We start from the raw sequence: 16,766 nt of genomic DNA on the forward strand, positions 1-16,766 counted from the left end.
GCGCCCCGCGGCGGCCGGGCCCGGCCGCCGCGGACGGCGCCCGCCCACCGGCCCGCCCCGGCGGACGTGGGCGGTGCCGGGTAGCGTCGTCGGGCAGAACCCGACGAGAGGCGACAGCGGTGCAGAACTTCGACGAGATCACCATCGACCAGCTGCGGGCGGCGGGCGGGACGAAGTGGACCCGCTTCCCGGACTGCATCGGCGCGTTCGTCGCCGAGATGGACTTCGGCGTCCCGCCCGTCGTCCAGGACGTCGTGCGCGCCGCGGCGGACGCGGGCGCGCTGGGCTACCTCCCCGGGGCCGAGCGGCGCGCCGCCCGCCAGGCCACCGCCGACTGGCTGCTGCGCACCACCGGCTGGCGGGTGCCCGCCGAGCGCGTGCACCTCCTGCCCGACGTCCTCTCCGTCATGCGGGAGACCATCCGCCGCTTCACCGCGCCCGGCTCGGCGGTCATCGTGCCGACGCCCGCCTACATGCCGTTCCTCACCGTGGCGCCGGCGGCGGACCGCGAGGTGATCGAGGTCCCGAGCCTGGTCGACGAGGACGGCCGCTACTCCCTCGACCTCGCCGGCATCGACGCCGCGTTCGCCGCGGGCGCCGGGCTGCTCGTGCTGTGCAACCCCTGGAACCCGGTGGGCCGCGTGCTGACCCGGGACGAGCTGCTCGCCGTCGCCGAGGTGGTCGAGCGCCACGGCGGCCGGGTGTTCGCCGACGAGATCCACGCCCCGATCCTGCTCGACGACGTCGAGCACGTCCCGTACGCCTCCCTCGACGAGCGCACCGCGGGCCACACGGTCACCGCCGTCGCGGCGTCGAAGGGCTGGAACGTCCCCGGGCTCAAGTGCGGCCAGATGATCCTCTCCAACGACGCCGACGCGGCCGCCTTCGCGCCCTACGCCGACGACGTCTCGGACGCCGTCGGACTGCTCGGCGCCCGCGCCGCGACCGCCGTCTACACGGACGACGGCGGCTGGCTCGGGGAGGTCGTCGAGTATGTGCGGGGCAACCGCGACCTGCTGGCGCAGCTCGTCGCCGAACACCTTCCGGGAGCCGTGCTCACCCGCACGGAGGGCACCTACATCGCCTGGCTGGACTGCCGCGGCCTGGCGATCGAGGGCTCGGCGGCGGCGTTCTTCCGACGTGAGGCGCAGGTGGCCCTGACCGACGGGATCGCGTGCGGGCAGGCCGGCGAGGGGTTCGTGCGCATCATCATGGCGACGCCGCGCCCGATCCTGCGCCGGGCGGTCGAGCAGATGGGCGAGGCGCTGGCACGCGTCAGGGTCTGACGGTCCCGCGCTCGTCGCGCGGCTCAGTCCCGGCGCACCACGGGGTTGGAGAAGGACCCGATGCCCTCGATCTCGACCTCGACGCGCTGGCCGACGTCGATCGGTCCCACCCCGGCCGGGGTGCCGGTGAGGATGACGTCGCCCGGGAGCAGGGTGAAGATCGACGAGACGTAGGCGATCAGCTCGGGCACCTTGTGGACGAGCTGGGAGGTGCGGCCGTCCTGGCGCACCTCGCCGTCGACGCGGGCGCGCACTGCCACGTCGGAGACGTCGAGGTCCAGGGCGATGTACGGGCCCATCGGGCAGGAGGTGTCGAACCCCTTCGCCCGGGTCCACTGCCCGTCGGTGGCCTGGACGTCGCGGGCGGTGACGTCGTTGGCGGCCGTGTACCCGAAGATGACGTCGTTCGCCTTCTCCGCCGGCACGAACTTGCACAGGCGCGAGATGACGACGGCGAGCTCGGCCTCGTGGTGGACGTTCTGGCTGTAGGCCGGCAGCACGATCGGGTCGTCCGGCCCGATGACCGACGTGTTCGGCTTGAGGAACACCAGGGGCTCCGCCGGGACCTCGTTGCCCATCTCCGCGGCGTGGTCGGCGTAGTTCCGGCCGATGCCGATGACCTTCGAGCGCGGGATCACCGGGGAGAGCAGCCGGACGTCGTCGAGCGGGACGCGCCTGCCGGTGGTGTCCAGATCCCCGTAGATCGGGTCGCCCCGCAGGACCACGAGCTCGTCGGTCTCCTCGTCGAGGATGCCGTAGTGCGGGTTCTCTCCCGTGGTGAACCGTGCGATGCGCATGGGCCCCACCCTAGTGCTGCGCGACCTCCTACCCTGGTGGGCGTGCTCGCACCGACCGCTCCCCCGCGCGCCCTCGCGCCGGCCGAGTGGACGGCCCGGGCGTCCGCGCACGCCGCCCGGGCGGACGCGCTCACCGCCGCCCGGCGCGAGCGCCGGTCCCGGCACGAGAAGCACCCCGTCGAGGACTTCCTCTTCGAGTACTACCCCGTCCGACCGGCCCAGCTCGCCCGCTGGCACCCGGGCGTCGGCGTCGCCCTCCTGGCCGACGACGACCCCGACGTCCGCGTGGCCCTCGCCGTGCGGTCGGAATGGCGCTGGCACACCACGCGCCTCGGCGACGACGGCGCGGGCGACGACGGCGCCGCCCGAGCCGAGCAGCCCGACGACGGCGCGGCCGCTCCCGGAGCCGACGGCTCGCGAGCCGTCGTCCTCGACGTCGGGGCCTTCCTCTCGGACCGGGGCGAGGGGGTGCGGTGGCTGGACGAGCTGCTGCGGCGGACCGCGGCGCGGCCCGCGCACCTGGGGTGCCTGGGGCTGCACGAGTGGGCGATGGTCTACCGGCAGCGCGAGCACCGTCACCCGCTGCCGCTCCGCCTCGGCCAGGCGGGCACGGACGCGGTGGTCGAGGCGCACCCGGTCCGCTGCTCGCACTTCGACGCGTTCCGGTTCTTCACCCCGGCCGCCCGCCCGCTGAACCGCCTGCAGCCTGAGCGCGCCACCCAGCCCGACCTCGAGCAGCCCGGGTGCCTGCACGCGAACATGGATCTGCTCAAGGCGGCGCTGAAGCTCGGTCCGGCGTGCCCCGGCGAGCTGCTGCTCGACTGTTTCGAGCTGGCCCGGGACATCCGGGTCCTGGACATGCGCGCCTCCCCCTACGACGTCACCTCCCTCGGTCACGCCCCGGTGGCGATCGAGACCCCCGGCGGACGCGCCGAGTACGTCGCCCGGCAGCGGGAGTTCGCCGAGCGTGCCGCGCCCCTCCGCGCCCGGCTGCTCGAGGTGACGAGCACGCTCCTCGCCGCGGCCCCGCCCCCTCGCGGTGGGACGTCATGAGCTCGGTGAGACGTCACTCGCTCAGCGAGGTGTCCAGCGAGGGGTGCTCATGGCGCGCCGAGCTGTCCGCGCAGCCAGTCGCGCAGCAGATCGAGGAAGTCGTCCGCGCGCTCCATGGACGGCAGGTGGGCGACGTCGGGCCAGACGACGGGACGGGCGTCGGGGATCCCCGCGGTCACGCGGCTCGCCGCGTCGTGGATGGCGTCGAGGTCCAGCGCCCCGACGAGCACCATGGTGGGCACCGTGACCTCATCGAGCCGGTCGAGCGCCGGCGGGTCCAGCTCGCGCTCCTCGATCTCGCCCCAGCGGGCCGTGATCTCGAGGGCCAGCCGCTGCATGTCGCGCACCCGTGCCCGGACGCCCGGCTCGACGTCGGAGGCGTCCCGGTGGGGACCGTCGACCCACCACGCGAGGTTCGCCTCGACCGCGGCAGCCAGGTCCTCGTCGGCCAGCGCGGTCCGCTCGACCTCGACGAACGCCCGCAGGTCCGCCGTGGCGTCGGCGATGAGCGATCCGCCGGGCGCGCTGAGCAGCAGGGAGGCCACGAGGGCGGGCCGGGCGAGCGTGACCTCGACAGCCACACCCGCACCGAACGAGGCGCCGACGAGGTGGCACCGGGTGATGTGGAGGTCGTCGAGTGCGCCGATCACGTCCTCGACGGGGCTGAGCGCTGCGTGCGGGCGCGAGGTGGACCCACCGAACCCGCGTAGGTCCAGGCGCACGGCGTCGCGTTCGGCGGTCAGCGCCGCCCATTGCTGGTCCCACATGCGCCGATCGGCGATGCCGGCGTGGAGGAGCACCACCGGCACGTCCGAGGGCGGGCCGGCGCGGTCGTAGGCGATCCCGGCAGCGGTGAGCACAGGTCGAGCCTTCCAGGAAGAGCCCTCGGCCGACACAGCAGACCAGTGGGGTCAGCGAATGATCTCTCACCCGCTTGCTCGGGGCGCGACCACCTGACATCTCACACGCCTGCCGGGGCGAGCAGGCACGGGAACCCGCCGTGCGGGCACCGGCATCGTGACCGATTCGCGGCCGACGAGATCTGGGCGCCGCCACGTCACCGGCGTACCCTCCTGTGCTACCCGGGGGGATCCCCTGATCGGAGAGTGCGATGAAGCGTCTCTTGCGTGTGGTGCTGATGCTGGTTCTCGGTCTCGTGCTCGTCGGCCCGGTGTCCTCCGCGCAGGCCGCCGGCCCGTACTGCGGGATCCGCTGGGGCTCGCTCGCCAAGAGCGTGCCGACGATGTCCATGGACGCCACGCTGACGAACGTGCGCACCGGCCGGCACGCGTGCTTCGACCGGATGGTGCTCGACGTGCGCGGCGACGTGCGGGGGTACGACGTCCGCTACGTCAGCCAGGTCTACCAGGAGGGCTCGGGCTTCGTGGTGCCGCTGCGCGGCGGGGCCAAGCTCAACGTGGTCGCGCGGGTCCCGGCATACGACGACGCGGGCCGCGCCACCTACCGCCCGGCGAACCCCCGCGAGCTGCGCAACGTCACCGGCTACCGCACCTTCCGGCAGCTGGCGTGGGCAGGGACCTTCGAGGGGCAGACCACGATCGGCCTCGGCGTCCGCGCCCGGCTGCCGTTCCGGGTGTTCGTCCTCGACGGCCCGGGCACCGGCTCGCGCCTCGTGATCGACGTCGCCCACCGCTGGTAGACCGAGGCAGGGGCTACCCCGGGCGGCGCCCCCGGACACCTTCCGGTCACCGCCCGTGGTTAACCTGCACGCCGTGACCTCAGCACCCCTCGCCCGCCGCCTGGACCTGCGCGACGCGGTCGTCATCGGCGCCTCGTCGATGATCGGCGCCGGCGTCTTCGCCGTGTTCGCGCCCGCGTCCCGGGCGGCCGGCCCGTGGCTGCTGGCCGGCCTGGCCGTCGCCGTCGTCGTCGCACTGTGCAACGCCACGTCGACGGCGCAGCTCGCTGCCACGTACCCCACCTCGGGCGGTGCCTACGTCTACGGCCGGGAGCGGCTGGGACCGTGGTCGGGCTTCTCCGCCGGGTGGTCCTTCGTGATCGGCAAGACCGCCTCGTGCGCGGCGATGGCGACGACGTTCGCGGCCTACACCGTCCCGGGGCCGTGGCAGCGCCCGGTCGCGGCCGCCGCCGTGGTGGCGCTGACCGCGGTGAGCTGGCGTGGCGTCACGCGCACGGCCGGGCTGGCCCGGGTCATCCTTGCGGTGGTGCTCGTGGCGATCGCGCTCGCGCTCGCGGGCGCGTGGCTCGGCGGCGCGACGGGGCCGCTGCTCGAGGGCGGCGCCGGCCCCGGCGCCGCCGGGACCCCGGGCGGCGGCGGCGGGACGACGGCGCCCGGCGCGCCCTCCGCCGTCGGCCCGCTCGACGTCCTCCAGTCCGCCGGCCTGATCTTCTTCGCCCTCGCCGGCTACGCCCGCATCGCCACCCTCGGCGAGGAGGTCCGCGAGCCGCGCGCCACCATCCCGCGGGCCATCGTCGCGACCCTCCTCGGCGTCGCCACCCTTTACGCCGTGGTGGCCGTGACGGTGCTGAGCGTCCTCGGGCCCGAGGGCCTCGCCCGCTCCGGCGCCCCGCTGGCCGACGCCGTCGCGGCCGGCTCCTGGGACTGGGCCGTGCCCGTGGTCCGGGTGGGGGCGGCCGCCGCCTCGCTCGGCGCGCTGCTGGCGCTGCTCGCCGGGGTGGGGCGCACCACCCTGGCGATGGCCCGGAACCACGATCTCCCCGGAGTCCTGGCCGCCGTGCACCCGCGCTTCCACGTCCCGCACCGCGCCGAGGCGGCGGTCGCCGCCGTCGTGGTGGTCGCCGTACTGGTGGCGGACCTGCGCGAGCTCATCGGGTTCAGCTCCGTCGGCGTGCTGCTGTACTACGCCGTCGCCAACCTCTCGGCGTTCACCCAGGGCCCGGACCACCGGCTCTACCCGCGGTGGGTGCAGGTGCTCGGCGCCGTCGGCTGCGTGGCCCTGGTGCTGACCCTGCCGGCCGCCTCGCTGGCCGCCGCGCTGGGGGTGCTGGCCGTGGGGCTCGGGTACCGGCTGGTGCGCCGCCCGGGCAGGGCCGCGCCCGCTGGTCCTACGCTCGACGGGTGACCGCACCGCAACCGCACGGCCCGCCCGTGGCCGGGGCCGCCCCCGCCGGCGCGCCCACCCGCCCGCGCGGGCCCCGGCTCGTCGGGATCGACGTCGCGCGTGGGCTCGCCGTCCTGGGCATGTTCGTCGCGCACCTGGGCGACGACGGGCCGGCCGGCCGGCACGACCCGGCCTGGTTCGTCGTCGCCGACGGGCGTTCCGCGGCCCTCTTCGCGCTCCTCGCCGGCGTCTCGCTCGCGCTCTCGAACGGACGCGACGTGCCGCCCGCGGGCCTGACGCTCGTCCGTGCCCGGCTCGCCACCCTGGTGCGCGCGGGGGTGCTCCTGGTCATCGGGGTCGTGCTGGTCATCCTCGCCACCCCGGTGCTGGTCATCCTGCCGGCGTACGCGGCGATGTTCGTGCTCGCGCTGCCCTTCCTGGGTGCCGACCGGCGGGTGCTGCTGCTCGGGGCGGTGACCGCCGCCGTCGTCTCCCCCACGGTGATCTTCCTCCTCACCACACCGCTGCGGGCCGGCGGGCTCAGCGTCGCGTCGCGGCTCACCGGTCTGGACGACCCCGTGGAGCTGCCCATGGACGTCTTCGCCACGGGCGCCTACCCGGCGCTCGTGTTCCTCGCGTACATCCTGCTGGGCATGATCGTGGGCCGGTCGCACCTGTCGTCGTCTCGCGTCCAGCTCGCGCTGGTCGGATCGGGGACCGTCCTGGCCGCGGCGGCGTGGGGCACCTCCCGGGTGGTCCTGGACGCGCTGGGCGCCGACGCCCCGCCGCTGGCGGTCCGTCTGGCCAGCGCGGGGGCGCACGAGTACTCCACGCTGGAGGTGGTCGGGAACTCCGGCACCTCGCTCGCCGTCATCGGGGTGTGCCTGCTCCTCACGAGCCCGGCCACGGCGGCCGGGCGGGCAGGAGCCGCGGTGCTCTCCCCTGTCGCCGCCACCGGGGCGACCAGCCTGAGCGTGTACTCCTTCCACATCGTGGCGATCTTCCTGCTGGGCAACGCCGTGGTCTGGTACCCGGAGTCGAACGCGGTGCTGCTCTGGTTCGTGGGGGTCGCCCTCGCCGCGGCCTGGCTGTGGCGACGGTTCCTCGGCCGTGGGCCGCTCGAGCGGCTGGTGCGCTCCGCCGTCGCCGGCGTGCTCGGGCCGCCGCCGCGCTGAACGGACCGGCTCGGCGTCGTCAACCGCCGAGCGTGCGGCACATCTCGAGCAGCTTGGTCACCGTGGCCCAGTTCCGGGCGGTCCCGGAGCTCCCCGCCCCGCGCGCGAGCAGGTCCGCGAGCACGGAGCGGCCGAAGCCGTCGGGCGTGTGCAGGTAGAGCACGCGGCCGACCACCTGTGCCTCGTCGCGGCTGCCCCGGTCGGCGGCGCGCGCGAGCGCCGTCGCCAGGGCCCGGCGGGCGTCGTCGTCCGGCGGGGCGGGGAGGAAGACGGCGTGGACCTTCTTGGGGTCCGGCTCGCCCGGGTAGGGGTTGGCCGCGACGACCTCCTCGAGCTCCGCGGCTGGGCGGACGAGCACCGCTGGTGCGACGCCGAGCCGTTCGCGCACCGCGTCGGCGAGCTCGCTGCCCAGCTGCTCCCCGTCCGTGCGGTCGGAGGTGAGGACGACGTTGCCGCTGCCGACGTACGTGGCGACGTCCCGGTGCCCCAGGTCGGCCACGACGTCGCGCAGGTCCGCCATCGCGATCCTGTTGTGCCCGCCGACGTTGATCCCCCGCAGGAGGGCGACGAAGGTGGTCACGGCTGGAGGCGCTCGCGCACCGGGCGCCGCTCCCCCTCGAGCCAGACGTCGGTGGGAAGGTCGCCGGGCAGGTCGGGGTTGCCGACGCCGACGAACGTCGGGTCCACCCCGGCGGCGGCCTGGCGCTCGTAGTCGCGCAGCGCGCCCAGCGCCCACCGGCCGAGGAGGAACAGGGCCACCAGGTTGACGGTGGCCATCAGCCCCATGGCGACGTCCGCGAGCGCCCAGACGGTGCTGAGCTCCAGCAGCGCGCCGACGGCGACCGCGGCCACCACGAGCAGGCGGATCCCCAGGTTCGTGGCCCGCCCGGGCCTGATGAAGTCGGTGTTGACCTCCGCGTAGGTGAAGTTGCCCAGCACGGAGGAGAAGGCGAAGACGAAGATCAGCGCCGTCATGGGGATGGTCGTCCACGTGCCGAGCGACTCGGCGACGGCGGTCTGGGTGAGCACGGCCCCGCGGTCGTCGCCCGTCACGCCGGGAGTGTACACGGCGGGTCCGGCGAGCAGGATCATGAACGCGGTGGCGGAGCAGACCACCATGGTGTCGACGAAGACGCCCAGGGACTGGATGAAGCCCTGCTGCGCGGGGTGCGCGACGGTGGCCGTGGCCGCGGCGTTGGGGGCCGACCCCATGCCGGCCTCGTTGGAGAACAGACCGCGCTTGACGCCGTTGAGCAGCGACGCGAGCATCCCGCCGGCGGTGCCCGCCAGCGCCTCGTCGAGGCCGAACGCGCCCCGCACGATGTCCGCCACGACGCCCGGGATCTCGGGGAGGTTCAGCGCGACGACGACGAGCGCCATCAGCACGTAGAAGAACGCCATGACCGGCGCCATCCACTCGGTCACCCTGGCCACGGACCGGATGCCGCCGAGGATCACCGGCGCCGCGAGCGCGACCAGCACCAGCGCGGTCACCCACGTCGGCCAGCCGTGCGACCCCTCGAGCGTCCCGGCGATCGTGTTGGCCTGCACCATGTTGAAGGCGAGCCCGAACGCGAAGATCAGGCAGACGGCGAAGACGATGCCCCAGCCGCGCGAGCCGAGGCCGCGCTGGATGTAGAAGGCGGGCCCGCCGCGGAACGTGCCGTCGTGCCAGCGGACCTTGTACATCTGGGCGAGCGTCGCCTCCATGAACGCCGTGGCCATGCCGACGAGGGCGACCACCCACATCCAGAAGATCGCGCCCGGGCCGCCGAGCGTCAGGGCGATGGCGACGCCGGCGATGTTGCCGGTCCCCACCCGCGAGGCGAGCCCGATGGCGAACGCCTGGAAGGAGGAGATGCCGCCCTGGGCCCCCTTCCGCGAGCCGAACACCCTGCGCACCATCAGGCCGAAGTGACGCACCTGCAGGGCGCGCGAGCGCACGGTGAAGTAGATCCCCGCACCGACCAGCAGGAAGATCAGCACGTACGTGTACAGGACGTCGTTGACGGCGCCGACGACAGCATCCATCGGGGTTCTCCTCGGCTCGGCGGCGCCGGACCCGCCCTCGGGCCGGCCTCGCACGGTCTGGACCGGGGAACGGTACCCCCGCCCGCCACGGAACGCAGGTCGGGTGGTCCACATCCCGGCCGGCGTGCGCCCGTCGCCGCCCGGCCGGCTCTGAGCGGTGCAGCTCGCTCGGCGGTGCGGCCCCGTCAGCGGCGGACGGCGCCCGAGGGACGCGCCCACACGTCACCGGGCAGCTCCCCCGGCGCGTCGGGCAGATCTCCGACGACGAAGACCGGCCCGCCCGCGCCCGCCCCGCCCGGGCGCCCGGCGCCTGCGGCCACCTGGCGCTCGTAGTCGCGCAGCGCCACCACCACCCACCCGGTGAGCCGCACGAGGGCGACGAGGTTGACCACGGTGATCAGGGCCATCGCGGTGTCCATCAGCGCCCACACCGTCTGCAGGGCGAGGAGCGAGCCGATGCCGGTGGTGGCCACGACCGTCGCGCGCAGCACCCGGTAGGCGCCCGCGCCGGCGCGGAGGAAGAGCAGGTTGATCTCGGCGTACGCGAAGGCGCCCAGGATGGAGGAGAAGCCGAAGAAGAAGATCATGACCGTCATCGGCCAGGCCATCCACTCCCCCAGCTGGGAGGTGACCGCCGTCGTCGTCAGGCTGCCCGCGGCGTCGACGCCGGTGACGCCCGGGACGTACACCGAGGCGCCGCCGGCCAGGATGATGAACGCGGTCGAGGTGCAGATCAGGATCGTGTCGACGAAGACGCCCAGCGACTGGATCAGCCCCTGCTGCACCGGGTGCGCCACGGTGGCGGTCGCGGCGGCGTTGGGCCCGGTCCCCATGCCCGCCTCGTTGGAGAACAGGCCGCGGCGCACCCCGTTGAGGATCGCGGCGACGACGCCGCCGCCCACGCCGGCCAGCCCGGCGCGCAGCCCGAACGCCCCGGCGAAGATGTCGGCGAAGAACTGCGGGAGGGCCTCGAGGTTGAGCGCCACCACCGCGACCGCCGTCGCCACGTAGCCCAGCGCCATCAGCGGGGTCATCACCTCGGCGACCCGCGCCACGAGCTTGACGCCGCCGAAGACGACGAGGGCGGTGATCACCACCAGGACGAGCGCGCTGATCCACGTCCCGACGCCGTGGGAGGACTCGACGGTCACCGCGATGGTGTTGGCCTGGACCATGGGCATGGCCACGACCATGGACAGCACGAGCAGCCAGGCGAAGACGGTGCCCCAGCGCCGCGAGCCCAGCCCCCGGCTGATGTAGTACGCCGGGCCACCGCGGAAGGTGCCGTCGAGGGCCCGGACCTTGAACAGCTGCGCGAGCGTCGCCTCGGCGAAGGAGGTCGCCATCCCGACGAGGGAGACGATCCACATCCAGAAGATCGCGCCGGGCCCGCCGAGGACCAGGGCGAGGGCGACGCCGGTGATGTTCCCGATGCCGATCCGCGTGGCCATCCCGATCGCGAACGCCTGGAAGGACGAGATCCCGCCGTCGGCGCCGCGCCGCGAGCGCCCGACGTAGCGGAGCATCTGGCCGAACAGCCGCACCTGCACCGCCCGCGTCCGCCAGGTCATCCAGACCCCGACGGCGACGAGGAGGCCGACGAGGACGTAGAGGTACATCGCGTCGTTGACGGCGGTGATCAGCTCGGTCATCTCAGGTCCCGTTCGCGGTGGCGCGACGGCCACCGGTGCGTGACCGCCGCGCAGCATCCTCACACGCGCCGCGTCACCGGTGAACCGGTGGGCCGCCCGTCGGGCGGTGCGGCAGTGAGAGGATCGGGGGATGCTGCCCGCCGCGACCCTCAACCTCGCCCTCGACGACCTCGAGGACGCCGGCGCCACCAGCGACCCCGACGCCATCTACGCCGCCTACGAGAGGTGGGCCGCCGCCACCGGCATCACGCTCTACCCCCACCAGGAGGAGGCGGTGATGGAGCTGGTCTCCGGCTCGCACGTTATCCTCGCCACCCCGACCGGTTCGGGGAAGTCGCTCGTCGCCGTCGGCGCCCTGTTCACCGCGCTGGCGACCGGCCGGACCGGCTACTACACCGCGCCGCTCAAGGCACTGGTCTCCGAGAAGTTCTTCGACCTCGTCGACCTGTTCGGCTCCGCGAACGTCGGCATGGTCACCGGCGACTCCGCGATCAACCCCGACGCTCCCATCATCTGCTGCACCGCCGAGATCCTCGCCAACCAGGCGCTGCGCAACGGCGGCGCGGGCGCGGACGCCGACGCCGTCGTGTGCATGGACGAGTTCCACTTCTACGCCGACCCCCAGCGCGGCTGGGCCTGGCAGGTCCCCCTGCTGGAGCTGCCCCGAGCCCAGTTCCTGCTGATGAGCGCCACCCTCGGCGACGTCTCGTTCTTCGTCGAGGACCTGAACCGCCGCACCGGCCGCGACGTCGCGGTGGTCGACGACGCCGAGCGGCCCGTCCCTCTGACGTTCACCTACTCCGTCGAGCCGATCCAGGACCTGCTCCTCGAGCTCGTCTCCACCCACCGCTCCCCCGTCTACGTGGTGCACTTCGCGCAGAAGGACGCCGTGGAGCGGGCCCAGTCCCTCACCTCGGTGCAGGTGGCCACCCGCGAGCAGCGCGACCGCATCGCCGACGCCCTGGGCGACTTCCGGTTCGGCCCCGGCTTCGGCCAGATCCTCTCGCGGCTGCTGCGGCACGGGATCGGCGTGCACCACGCCGGCATGCTGCCCCGCTACCGGCGCCTGGTCGAGCGCCTCACCCAGGGCGGCCTGCTCGGGGTGATCTGCGGCACCGACACCCTCGGCGTGGGGATCAACGTCCCGATCCGCACCGTCGTGATCACCTCGCTGACGAAGTTCGACGGCGAGCGGATGCGTCACCTCAGCGCGCGGGAGTTCCACCAGATCGCGGGGCGCGCCGGGCGTGCCGGGTTCGACACCACCGGCGAGGTGATCGTCCAGGCGCCCGAGCACGTCATCGAGAACGCCAAGGCCCTGGCGAAGGCGGGCGACGACGAGCGCAAGCGTCGCAAGATCGTGCGGAAGAAGGCCCCGGCCGGCGCCGTCAACTGGACCGACAAGACCTTCGAGCGGCTGCGGGACGCCGCCCCGGAGCCGCTGACCAGCCAGTTCCACGTCTCGCACACGATGGTGCTCTCCGTGCTCGCGCGCGAGGGCGACCCGGTCACGGCCATGTACCGGCTGGTCACCGACAACCACGAGCCGGAGCGGGACCGCAACCCGCACCTGCGCCGGGCGATCGAGATCTACCGCTCGCTGCGCGCCGGCGGCGTGGTCGAGCACGCCGACGCCGCGTGGCGACGCGCCCACCCCGGCGAGCCGTACGTGCGGCTCACGGTCGACCTGCCGCGCGACTTCGCGCTCAACGCCCCGCTCTCCCCCTTCGCCCTGGCCGCGATCGACCTGCTCGACGCGGAGCACCCGGACTTCGCGCTCGACGTCGTCTCCGTCATCGAGGCCACGCAGGAGGACCCGCGCCCGGTGCTCTACGCCCAGCAGCGCGCCCTGCGCGGGGAGGCGGTCGGCGCCATGAAGGCCGAGGGCATCGAGTACGACGAGCGCCTGGCGCTGCTCGAGGACGTCAGCTGGCCGCGCCCGCTGGCCGACGTGCTCGAGGCTGCGCTGGCCACCTACCGGCAGACCAACCCGTGGGTCGCCGACTACGAGCTCAGGCCCAAGTCGGTGGTGCGCGAGATGGTCGAGCAGGCCATGACGTTCTCCGAGCTGGTCTCGCGCTACCAGCTGGCCCGGTCCGAGGGGGTGGTGCTGCGCTACCTCACGGACACCTACCGGGCGATGCGGCAGGTGGTGCCGGCATCCGCGCGGACCGAGGAGGTCGTCGCGATCATCGACTGGCTGGGCGACCTGGTGCGCTCCGTGGACTCCTCGCTGCTGGACGAGTGGGAGGCGCTGGCCGCGGGGGCAGCCGCGGCCGTAGGCGCCATGGTCATCCCCGACGAGGAGCCGCCGGGCGAGCGCCGCTTCGGCGAGGGGCCCGACGGCGAGCTGCCCGTCACCCGCAACCGGCACGCCTTCCGGGTGGCGGTGCGCAACGTCCTCTTCCGCCGGGTCGACCTCCTGGCCCGCGAGGCGTACGACGCGCTCGGCGGGCTGGACGGCGAGGCCGGCTGGGACGCCGCCCGCTGGGAGGCGGCCATGGCGCCGTACTGGGCCGAGTACGACTGGCTCGGCACCGGGCCGGAGGCCCGCGCCGCCAGCCTCGTCCACGTGGTCGAGAACCCCACCGACGCCGACCTGCCCGACCTCGCCGGCCGGACCGCCGGCGCCGACGTGGTGCTGCCGGCGCGCGCCTGGCTGGTGCGCCAGACGTTCGACGACCCGGCCGGCGACCACGACTGGGGCCTGACCGCGCTCGTCGACCTCGACGCCTCCGACGCCGCGGACCGCGCGGTGGTGAGGGTGCTCACGGTCGGCCCGCGGTGACCGCGCGGAAGAAGCGCCCCGCGGGCACCCCGGCGCTGCGGGTGCTCGCCGAGTCGGGCGTGGCCCACGAGGTGCTGGCCTACGAGCACGACCCGCGCGCCGGGGAGTACGGCCGGGAGGCCGCCGAGGCGCTGGGGGTCGACCCGGCGCGCGTGCTGAAGACGCTCGTCGCCGTCGTCGACGGGACCCTCACGGTCGCCGTCGTCCCGGTGGCGGGGCGGCTCGACCTCAAGGCCCTGGCGACGGCGGTCGGTGGCCGGCGCGCCGACCTCGCCGACCCGGCCGCGGCGGAACGGGCCACCGGCTACGTGGTGGGCGGGATCTCGCCGCTGGGCCAGCGCACGCGGCTGCGGACCGTCGTCGACGCCGCGGCGCTCGACCACCCCAGCGTGCTGGTCAGCGCCGGGCGCCGCGGGCTCGACGTCGCGCTGGCCCCCGCTGACCTCGTCGCGCTCACCGGTGCCGTGGTCGCCCCGGTGGGGCGGGCGTGAGCGGCGACGGCGGCACGCGCCGCCCGGCCGGGGCGCCTGGCCCGCGGGTGCCCGAGCCCGACGTCGCCAGGCATCTGGTGCCCTTCGCCGGCGGCCTGGCGGGCGACACCCTCGCCGGCGTGGACCTGGCCGGGGCGGACCTGGCGGGCGCCGAGCTCGACGAGATCCAGCTCGAGGGTTCGGCGCTCGACCGGCTCCGCGCCGTCGGCGGCACCTGGCGCCACACGGCCCTCGTGGACTGCCGCCTCGACGGCGCCGACCTGGCGAACCTGCACGCCGAGGGGCTCTCGATGGTGCGGTGCCGGCTCGCCGAGGTGCGCCTGACCGGCGCCCAGCTGCCGCGGGCGCGGCTGCGGGCGGTGCGCCTCGACGGCGTCCGGGCCTCGTTGACGAGCTGGCGCGAGGCCACGCTGCAGCACGTGGTGCTCCGTGGCTGCGACCTCACCGAGGCGGACCTGACCGGCGCCGCCCTGACGGACGTGCTGCTCGAGGACTGCGACCTCACCGGCGCGCAGCTGTCGCGGGTGCGCTGCGAGCGGGTGCACCTCACGGACTGCCGGCTCCGCGGGATCGCCGGTGTGGAGGGCCTGCGCGGCGCGAGCGTGAGCGAGGCCGACGCGTACGAGCTCCTGCCGGCGCTGGCCCGGGCGGCCGGGGTGCGGATCTCCGAGAGCGGGCCCTGGGGCAGGCCCTAGGTCTCTTGGTTCCGCCGGCCTGCGTGGTGATGCTGGGTGTGTGGGTGAGCTCGCCATCTCCTGCCGGGGGCTGGCCAAGCGCTACGGCTCGGTCGTCGCGCTCGACGGCCTCGAGCTGGAGGTGCCACAACGTTCGCTGTTCGGCTTCCTCGGGCCCAACGGTGCGGGCAAGACGACCCTGATGCGCCTGCTGATGGGGCTGGCGACCCCCAGCGAGGGCACCGCCCGGGTCATGGGGCTCGACGTCGTCCGGGAGAGCCTGGAGGTCCGCCGGCGGGTGGGGTACCTCCCGCAGCAGCCGCGGTTCCACGACGAGCTGACCGCGCGCGAGGTCCTGCGCTACGCCCGGGGGTTCTACCCCCGCGACCCGGACTCCCGGGTCGAGGACGAGATCACCGACAGCCTGGACCTGGTCGGCCTCACCGCCAAGGCGGACAGCCGCTCTGGAGAGCTCTCGGGTGGCCAGCGGCAGCGCCTGGGCATCGCGCAGGCCCAGATCCACCGTCCCGAGCTGCTCATCCTGGACGAGCCCGCCGCCGCCCTGGACCCTCTGGGGCGCCGCGACGTCCTGGACATCATGCGCCGGCTGAGGGAGTCGGCGACCGTCTTCTACTCCACCCACATCCTCGACGACGTCCAGCGGGTCAGCGACGAGGTCGCGATACTCAAGGACGGGCGGCGCGTGCTGCAGTCCCCGATGGAGGAGCTGCTCGCCGGCGACGACGGCATCGAGTACGTCCTGGAGCTCACCGGCCCGGTGGGTCTCGCGGCTGCCGTGCTCGGCGCGCAGCCGTGGGTGGCGGCCGTCGAGCACCGCCCCGACGGCGACCGCTCCGTCGTGACGGTACGGGTTTCCGACGACGCCGCCGCGCGGCGGCACCTCCTGCGGCTCGTCCTCCGGCTGGACGCGGTGGACGTGGTGGGGTTCGGCCGGCGCCGGTCCGAGCTCGAGGACGTGTTCCTGGACGTGGTGGGGAGTGGTCGGCATGAGCACGTCGGTGCTGCCGGGACTCGGTAACCAGGCGCGGCGCGAGGCAGGGTCCTGGTGGTCCACCCGACGGTGGTGGACCCAGGCGATCCTCTGGACGGTGCTGACGAACGCCCTGCTCGCCCTGGTGCTGTGGATCGTCCCGCGCCTGGAGTCGCTGACCGGCACGGTGGAGGCGAGCGTCGAGGAGAGCGCCGTCCAGTTCGCCGGCATGGCGGGCATGCTCGCCTCGGTCGGTGCGGTCGTCCTGTGCCAGGGTGTGCTCATCGACGAGCGGCGCGCCGGGGTGCTGGAGTGGACAATGTCCAAGCCCGTGACGCGGGAGGCGTTGCTCGCCGCGAAGTTCGTCGGACAGGCCGGGGGGCTGCTCGTCTCGCTCGTGCTGCTGCCGTGGGTCGGTGTCCTCGTCCAGCTCACGCTCGCCCGCGGCGCGGTGTGGCCGGTCGAGCGATGGGCCGGCGCCGTCGCCATGGTGGCTCTTCTGGTGCTCTTCCACGTCGCCCTGGTCCTCGCCCTGAGCGCCCTCACCTGGTCGCGGGCCGTCGTGGTCGCCGTCCCGCTCGCGGGCATCGTCGGCACCGACCTGCTGGTGGCGACGGTGCCCGGCGCCTTCGGCGTCCTGCCCTGGAGCGTCGCGCGGCTCACCGGCCCGGTACTGACCGACGGGGTCCTGGCCGCACCGGGCCCGGTGATCAGCGTCGTGCTGTCCCTGATCGCCTCGCTGGCGGTCGCCGCCTGGTGCCTGCGCCGCACGGAGCTCTGAGCC

Annotated in this window: 15 protein-coding genes; 10 read left to right on the forward strand and 5 right to left on the reverse strand. The window is 74.4% G+C overall.

Annotation, left to right across the window (positions count from 1 at the left end):
* The first annotated feature begins 119 nt into the window (after nt 1-119).
* Nucleotides 120-1,286, forward strand: a complete 1,167-nt coding sequence (locus KZX45_RS15805; protein WP_248258711.1) for a MalY/PatB family protein — start codon at nt 120-122, stop codon at nt 1,284-1,286.
* 23 nt (nt 1,287-1,309) lie between these two features.
* Here KZX45_RS15805 and KZX45_RS15810 read toward each other — a convergent pair whose 3' ends face one another.
* Nucleotides 1,310-2,083 (reverse strand): fumarylacetoacetate hydrolase family protein, encoded by a 774-nt coding sequence (locus tag KZX45_RS15810; protein WP_248258712.1) that lies wholly within the window; start codon nt 2,081-2,083, stop codon nt 1,310-1,312.
* 42 nt (nt 2,084-2,125) lie between these two features.
* Between KZX45_RS15810 and KZX45_RS15815 the strand changes: the two genes are divergently transcribed.
* On the forward strand, nt 2,126-3,136 hold the full coding sequence (locus KZX45_RS15815) for a 3-methyladenine DNA glycosylase (protein WP_248258713.1): 1,011 nt from the start codon (nt 2,126-2,128) through the stop codon (nt 3,134-3,136).
* Nucleotides 3,137-3,183: 47 nt separating this feature from the next.
* Here the strand turns inward: KZX45_RS15815 and KZX45_RS15820 are convergent, their stop codons facing one another.
* Nucleotides 3,184-3,996, reverse strand: a complete 813-nt coding sequence (locus KZX45_RS15820) for an alpha/beta fold hydrolase (RefSeq protein ID WP_248258714.1) — start codon at nt 3,994-3,996, stop codon at nt 3,184-3,186.
* A 251-nt stretch (nt 3,997-4,247) separates the two neighbouring features.
* On the opposite strand from KZX45_RS15820, the gene KZX45_RS15825 reads away from it, so the two are divergent.
* The 3 genes from KZX45_RS15825 to KZX45_RS15835 all read left to right on the forward strand — a co-directional run bounded on the left by KZX45_RS15825 (nt 4,248) and on the right by KZX45_RS15835 (nt 7,355).
* A complete protein-coding gene (locus KZX45_RS15825) occupies nt 4,248-4,796 on the forward strand; it encodes a hypothetical protein (protein WP_248258715.1) in 549 nt (182 codons plus the stop codon).
* A gap of 73 nt (nt 4,797-4,869) precedes the next feature.
* Complete coding sequence (locus KZX45_RS15830; RefSeq protein ID WP_248258716.1) at nt 4,870-6,201, forward strand: APC family permease; 1,332 nt, start codon at nt 4,870-4,872, stop codon at nt 6,199-6,201.
* Nucleotides 6,198-7,355: a heparan-alpha-glucosaminide N-acetyltransferase domain-containing protein gene (locus tag KZX45_RS15835; protein ID WP_248258717.1), complete on the forward strand. Its 1,158-nt coding sequence runs from the start codon at nt 6,198-6,200 to the stop codon at nt 7,353-7,355. Before KZX45_RS15830 ends, KZX45_RS15835 begins: the two co-directional genes overlap by 4 nt.
* Nucleotides 7,356-7,374: 19 nt before the next feature.
* Here KZX45_RS15835 and KZX45_RS15840 read toward each other — a convergent pair whose 3' ends face one another.
* The 3 genes from KZX45_RS15840 to KZX45_RS15850 form a co-directional block, all read right to left on the reverse strand.
* Nucleotides 7,375-7,935, reverse strand: coding sequence for a DUF1697 domain-containing protein (locus KZX45_RS15840; protein WP_248258718.1), 561 nt, complete (start codon nt 7,933-7,935; stop codon nt 7,375-7,377).
* Nucleotides 7,932-9,386, reverse strand: a complete 1,455-nt coding sequence (locus tag KZX45_RS15845; RefSeq protein WP_248258719.1) for a sodium:alanine symporter family protein — start codon at nt 9,384-9,386, stop codon at nt 7,932-7,934. The genes KZX45_RS15840 and KZX45_RS15845 overlap by 4 nt, the downstream gene beginning before the upstream one ends.
* A 185-nt stretch (nt 9,387-9,571) precedes the next feature.
* The gene (locus tag KZX45_RS15850; protein ID WP_248258720.1) at nt 9,572-11,038 is read right to left on the reverse strand and encodes a sodium:alanine symporter family protein; all 1,467 of its coding nucleotides are present in this window, start codon (nt 11,036-11,038) and stop codon (nt 9,572-9,574) included.
* Between the two features lie 130 nt (nt 11,039-11,168).
* Here KZX45_RS15850 and KZX45_RS15855 point away from each other — a divergent pair, with 130 nt between their 5' ends.
* The 5 genes from KZX45_RS15855 to KZX45_RS15875 are packed head-to-tail and all read left to right on the forward strand — an operon-like array spanning nt 11,169 to nt 16,763.
* Nucleotides 11,169-13,826, forward strand: coding sequence for an RNA helicase (locus KZX45_RS15855; protein ID WP_248258721.1), 2,658 nt, complete (start codon nt 11,169-11,171; stop codon nt 13,824-13,826).
* Complete coding sequence (gene ybaK / locus KZX45_RS15860; RefSeq protein ID WP_248258722.1) at nt 13,823-14,317, forward strand: Cys-tRNA(Pro) deacylase; 495 nt, start codon at nt 13,823-13,825, stop codon at nt 14,315-14,317. The genes KZX45_RS15855 and ybaK overlap by 4 nt, the downstream gene beginning before the upstream one ends.
* On the forward strand, nt 14,314-15,012 hold the full coding sequence (locus KZX45_RS15865) for a pentapeptide repeat-containing protein (RefSeq protein ID WP_248258723.1): 699 nt from the start codon (nt 14,314-14,316) through the stop codon (nt 15,010-15,012). The genes ybaK and KZX45_RS15865 overlap by 4 nt, the downstream gene beginning before the upstream one ends.
* A gap of 40 nt (nt 15,013-15,052) precedes the next feature.
* The gene (locus KZX45_RS15870) at nt 15,053-16,030 is read left to right on the forward strand and encodes an ABC transporter ATP-binding protein (RefSeq protein WP_248258724.1); all 978 of its coding nucleotides are present in this window, start codon (nt 15,053-15,055) and stop codon (nt 16,028-16,030) included.
* Nucleotides 15,999-16,763 carry an ABC transporter permease gene (locus KZX45_RS15875; protein ID WP_248258725.1) on the forward strand — a complete coding sequence of 255 codons (765 nt, stop codon included), beginning with the start codon at nt 15,999-16,001 and terminating at the stop codon, nt 16,761-16,763. The genes KZX45_RS15870 and KZX45_RS15875 overlap by 32 nt, the downstream gene beginning before the upstream one ends.
* Nucleotides 16,764-16,766: the final 3 nt, after the last annotated feature.

This window comes from Georgenia sp. EYE_87 (assembly GCF_023148685.1).
In the GTDB taxonomy this organism is placed as follows: domain Bacteria; phylum Actinomycetota; class Actinomycetes; order Actinomycetales; family Actinomycetaceae; genus Georgenia.

Excerpts from the sequence above, each read along its gene's own strand:
- KZX45_RS15825 (WP_248258715.1), top strand. The coding sequence starts at position 4,248 with ATGAAGCGTCTCTTGCGTGTGGTGCTGATGCTGGTTCTCGGTCTCGTG.
- KZX45_RS15875 (WP_248258725.1), top strand. The coding sequence starts at position 15,999 with ATGAGCACGTCGGTGCTGCCGGGACTCGGTAACCAGGCGCGGCGCGAG.
- KZX45_RS15845 (WP_248258719.1), bottom strand. The coding sequence starts at position 9,386 with ATGGATGCTGTCGTCGGCGCCGTCAACGACGTCCTGTACACGTACGTG.
- KZX45_RS15850 (WP_248258720.1), bottom strand. The coding sequence starts at position 11,038 with ATGACCGAGCTGATCACCGCCGTCAACGACGCGATGTACCTCTACGTC.
- KZX45_RS15810 (WP_248258712.1), bottom strand. The coding sequence starts at position 2,083 with ATGCGCATCGCACGGTTCACCACGGGAGAGAACCCGCACTACGGCATC.
- KZX45_RS15855 (WP_248258721.1), top strand. The coding sequence starts at position 11,169 with ATGCTGCCCGCCGCGACCCTCAACCTCGCCCTCGACGACCTCGAGGAC.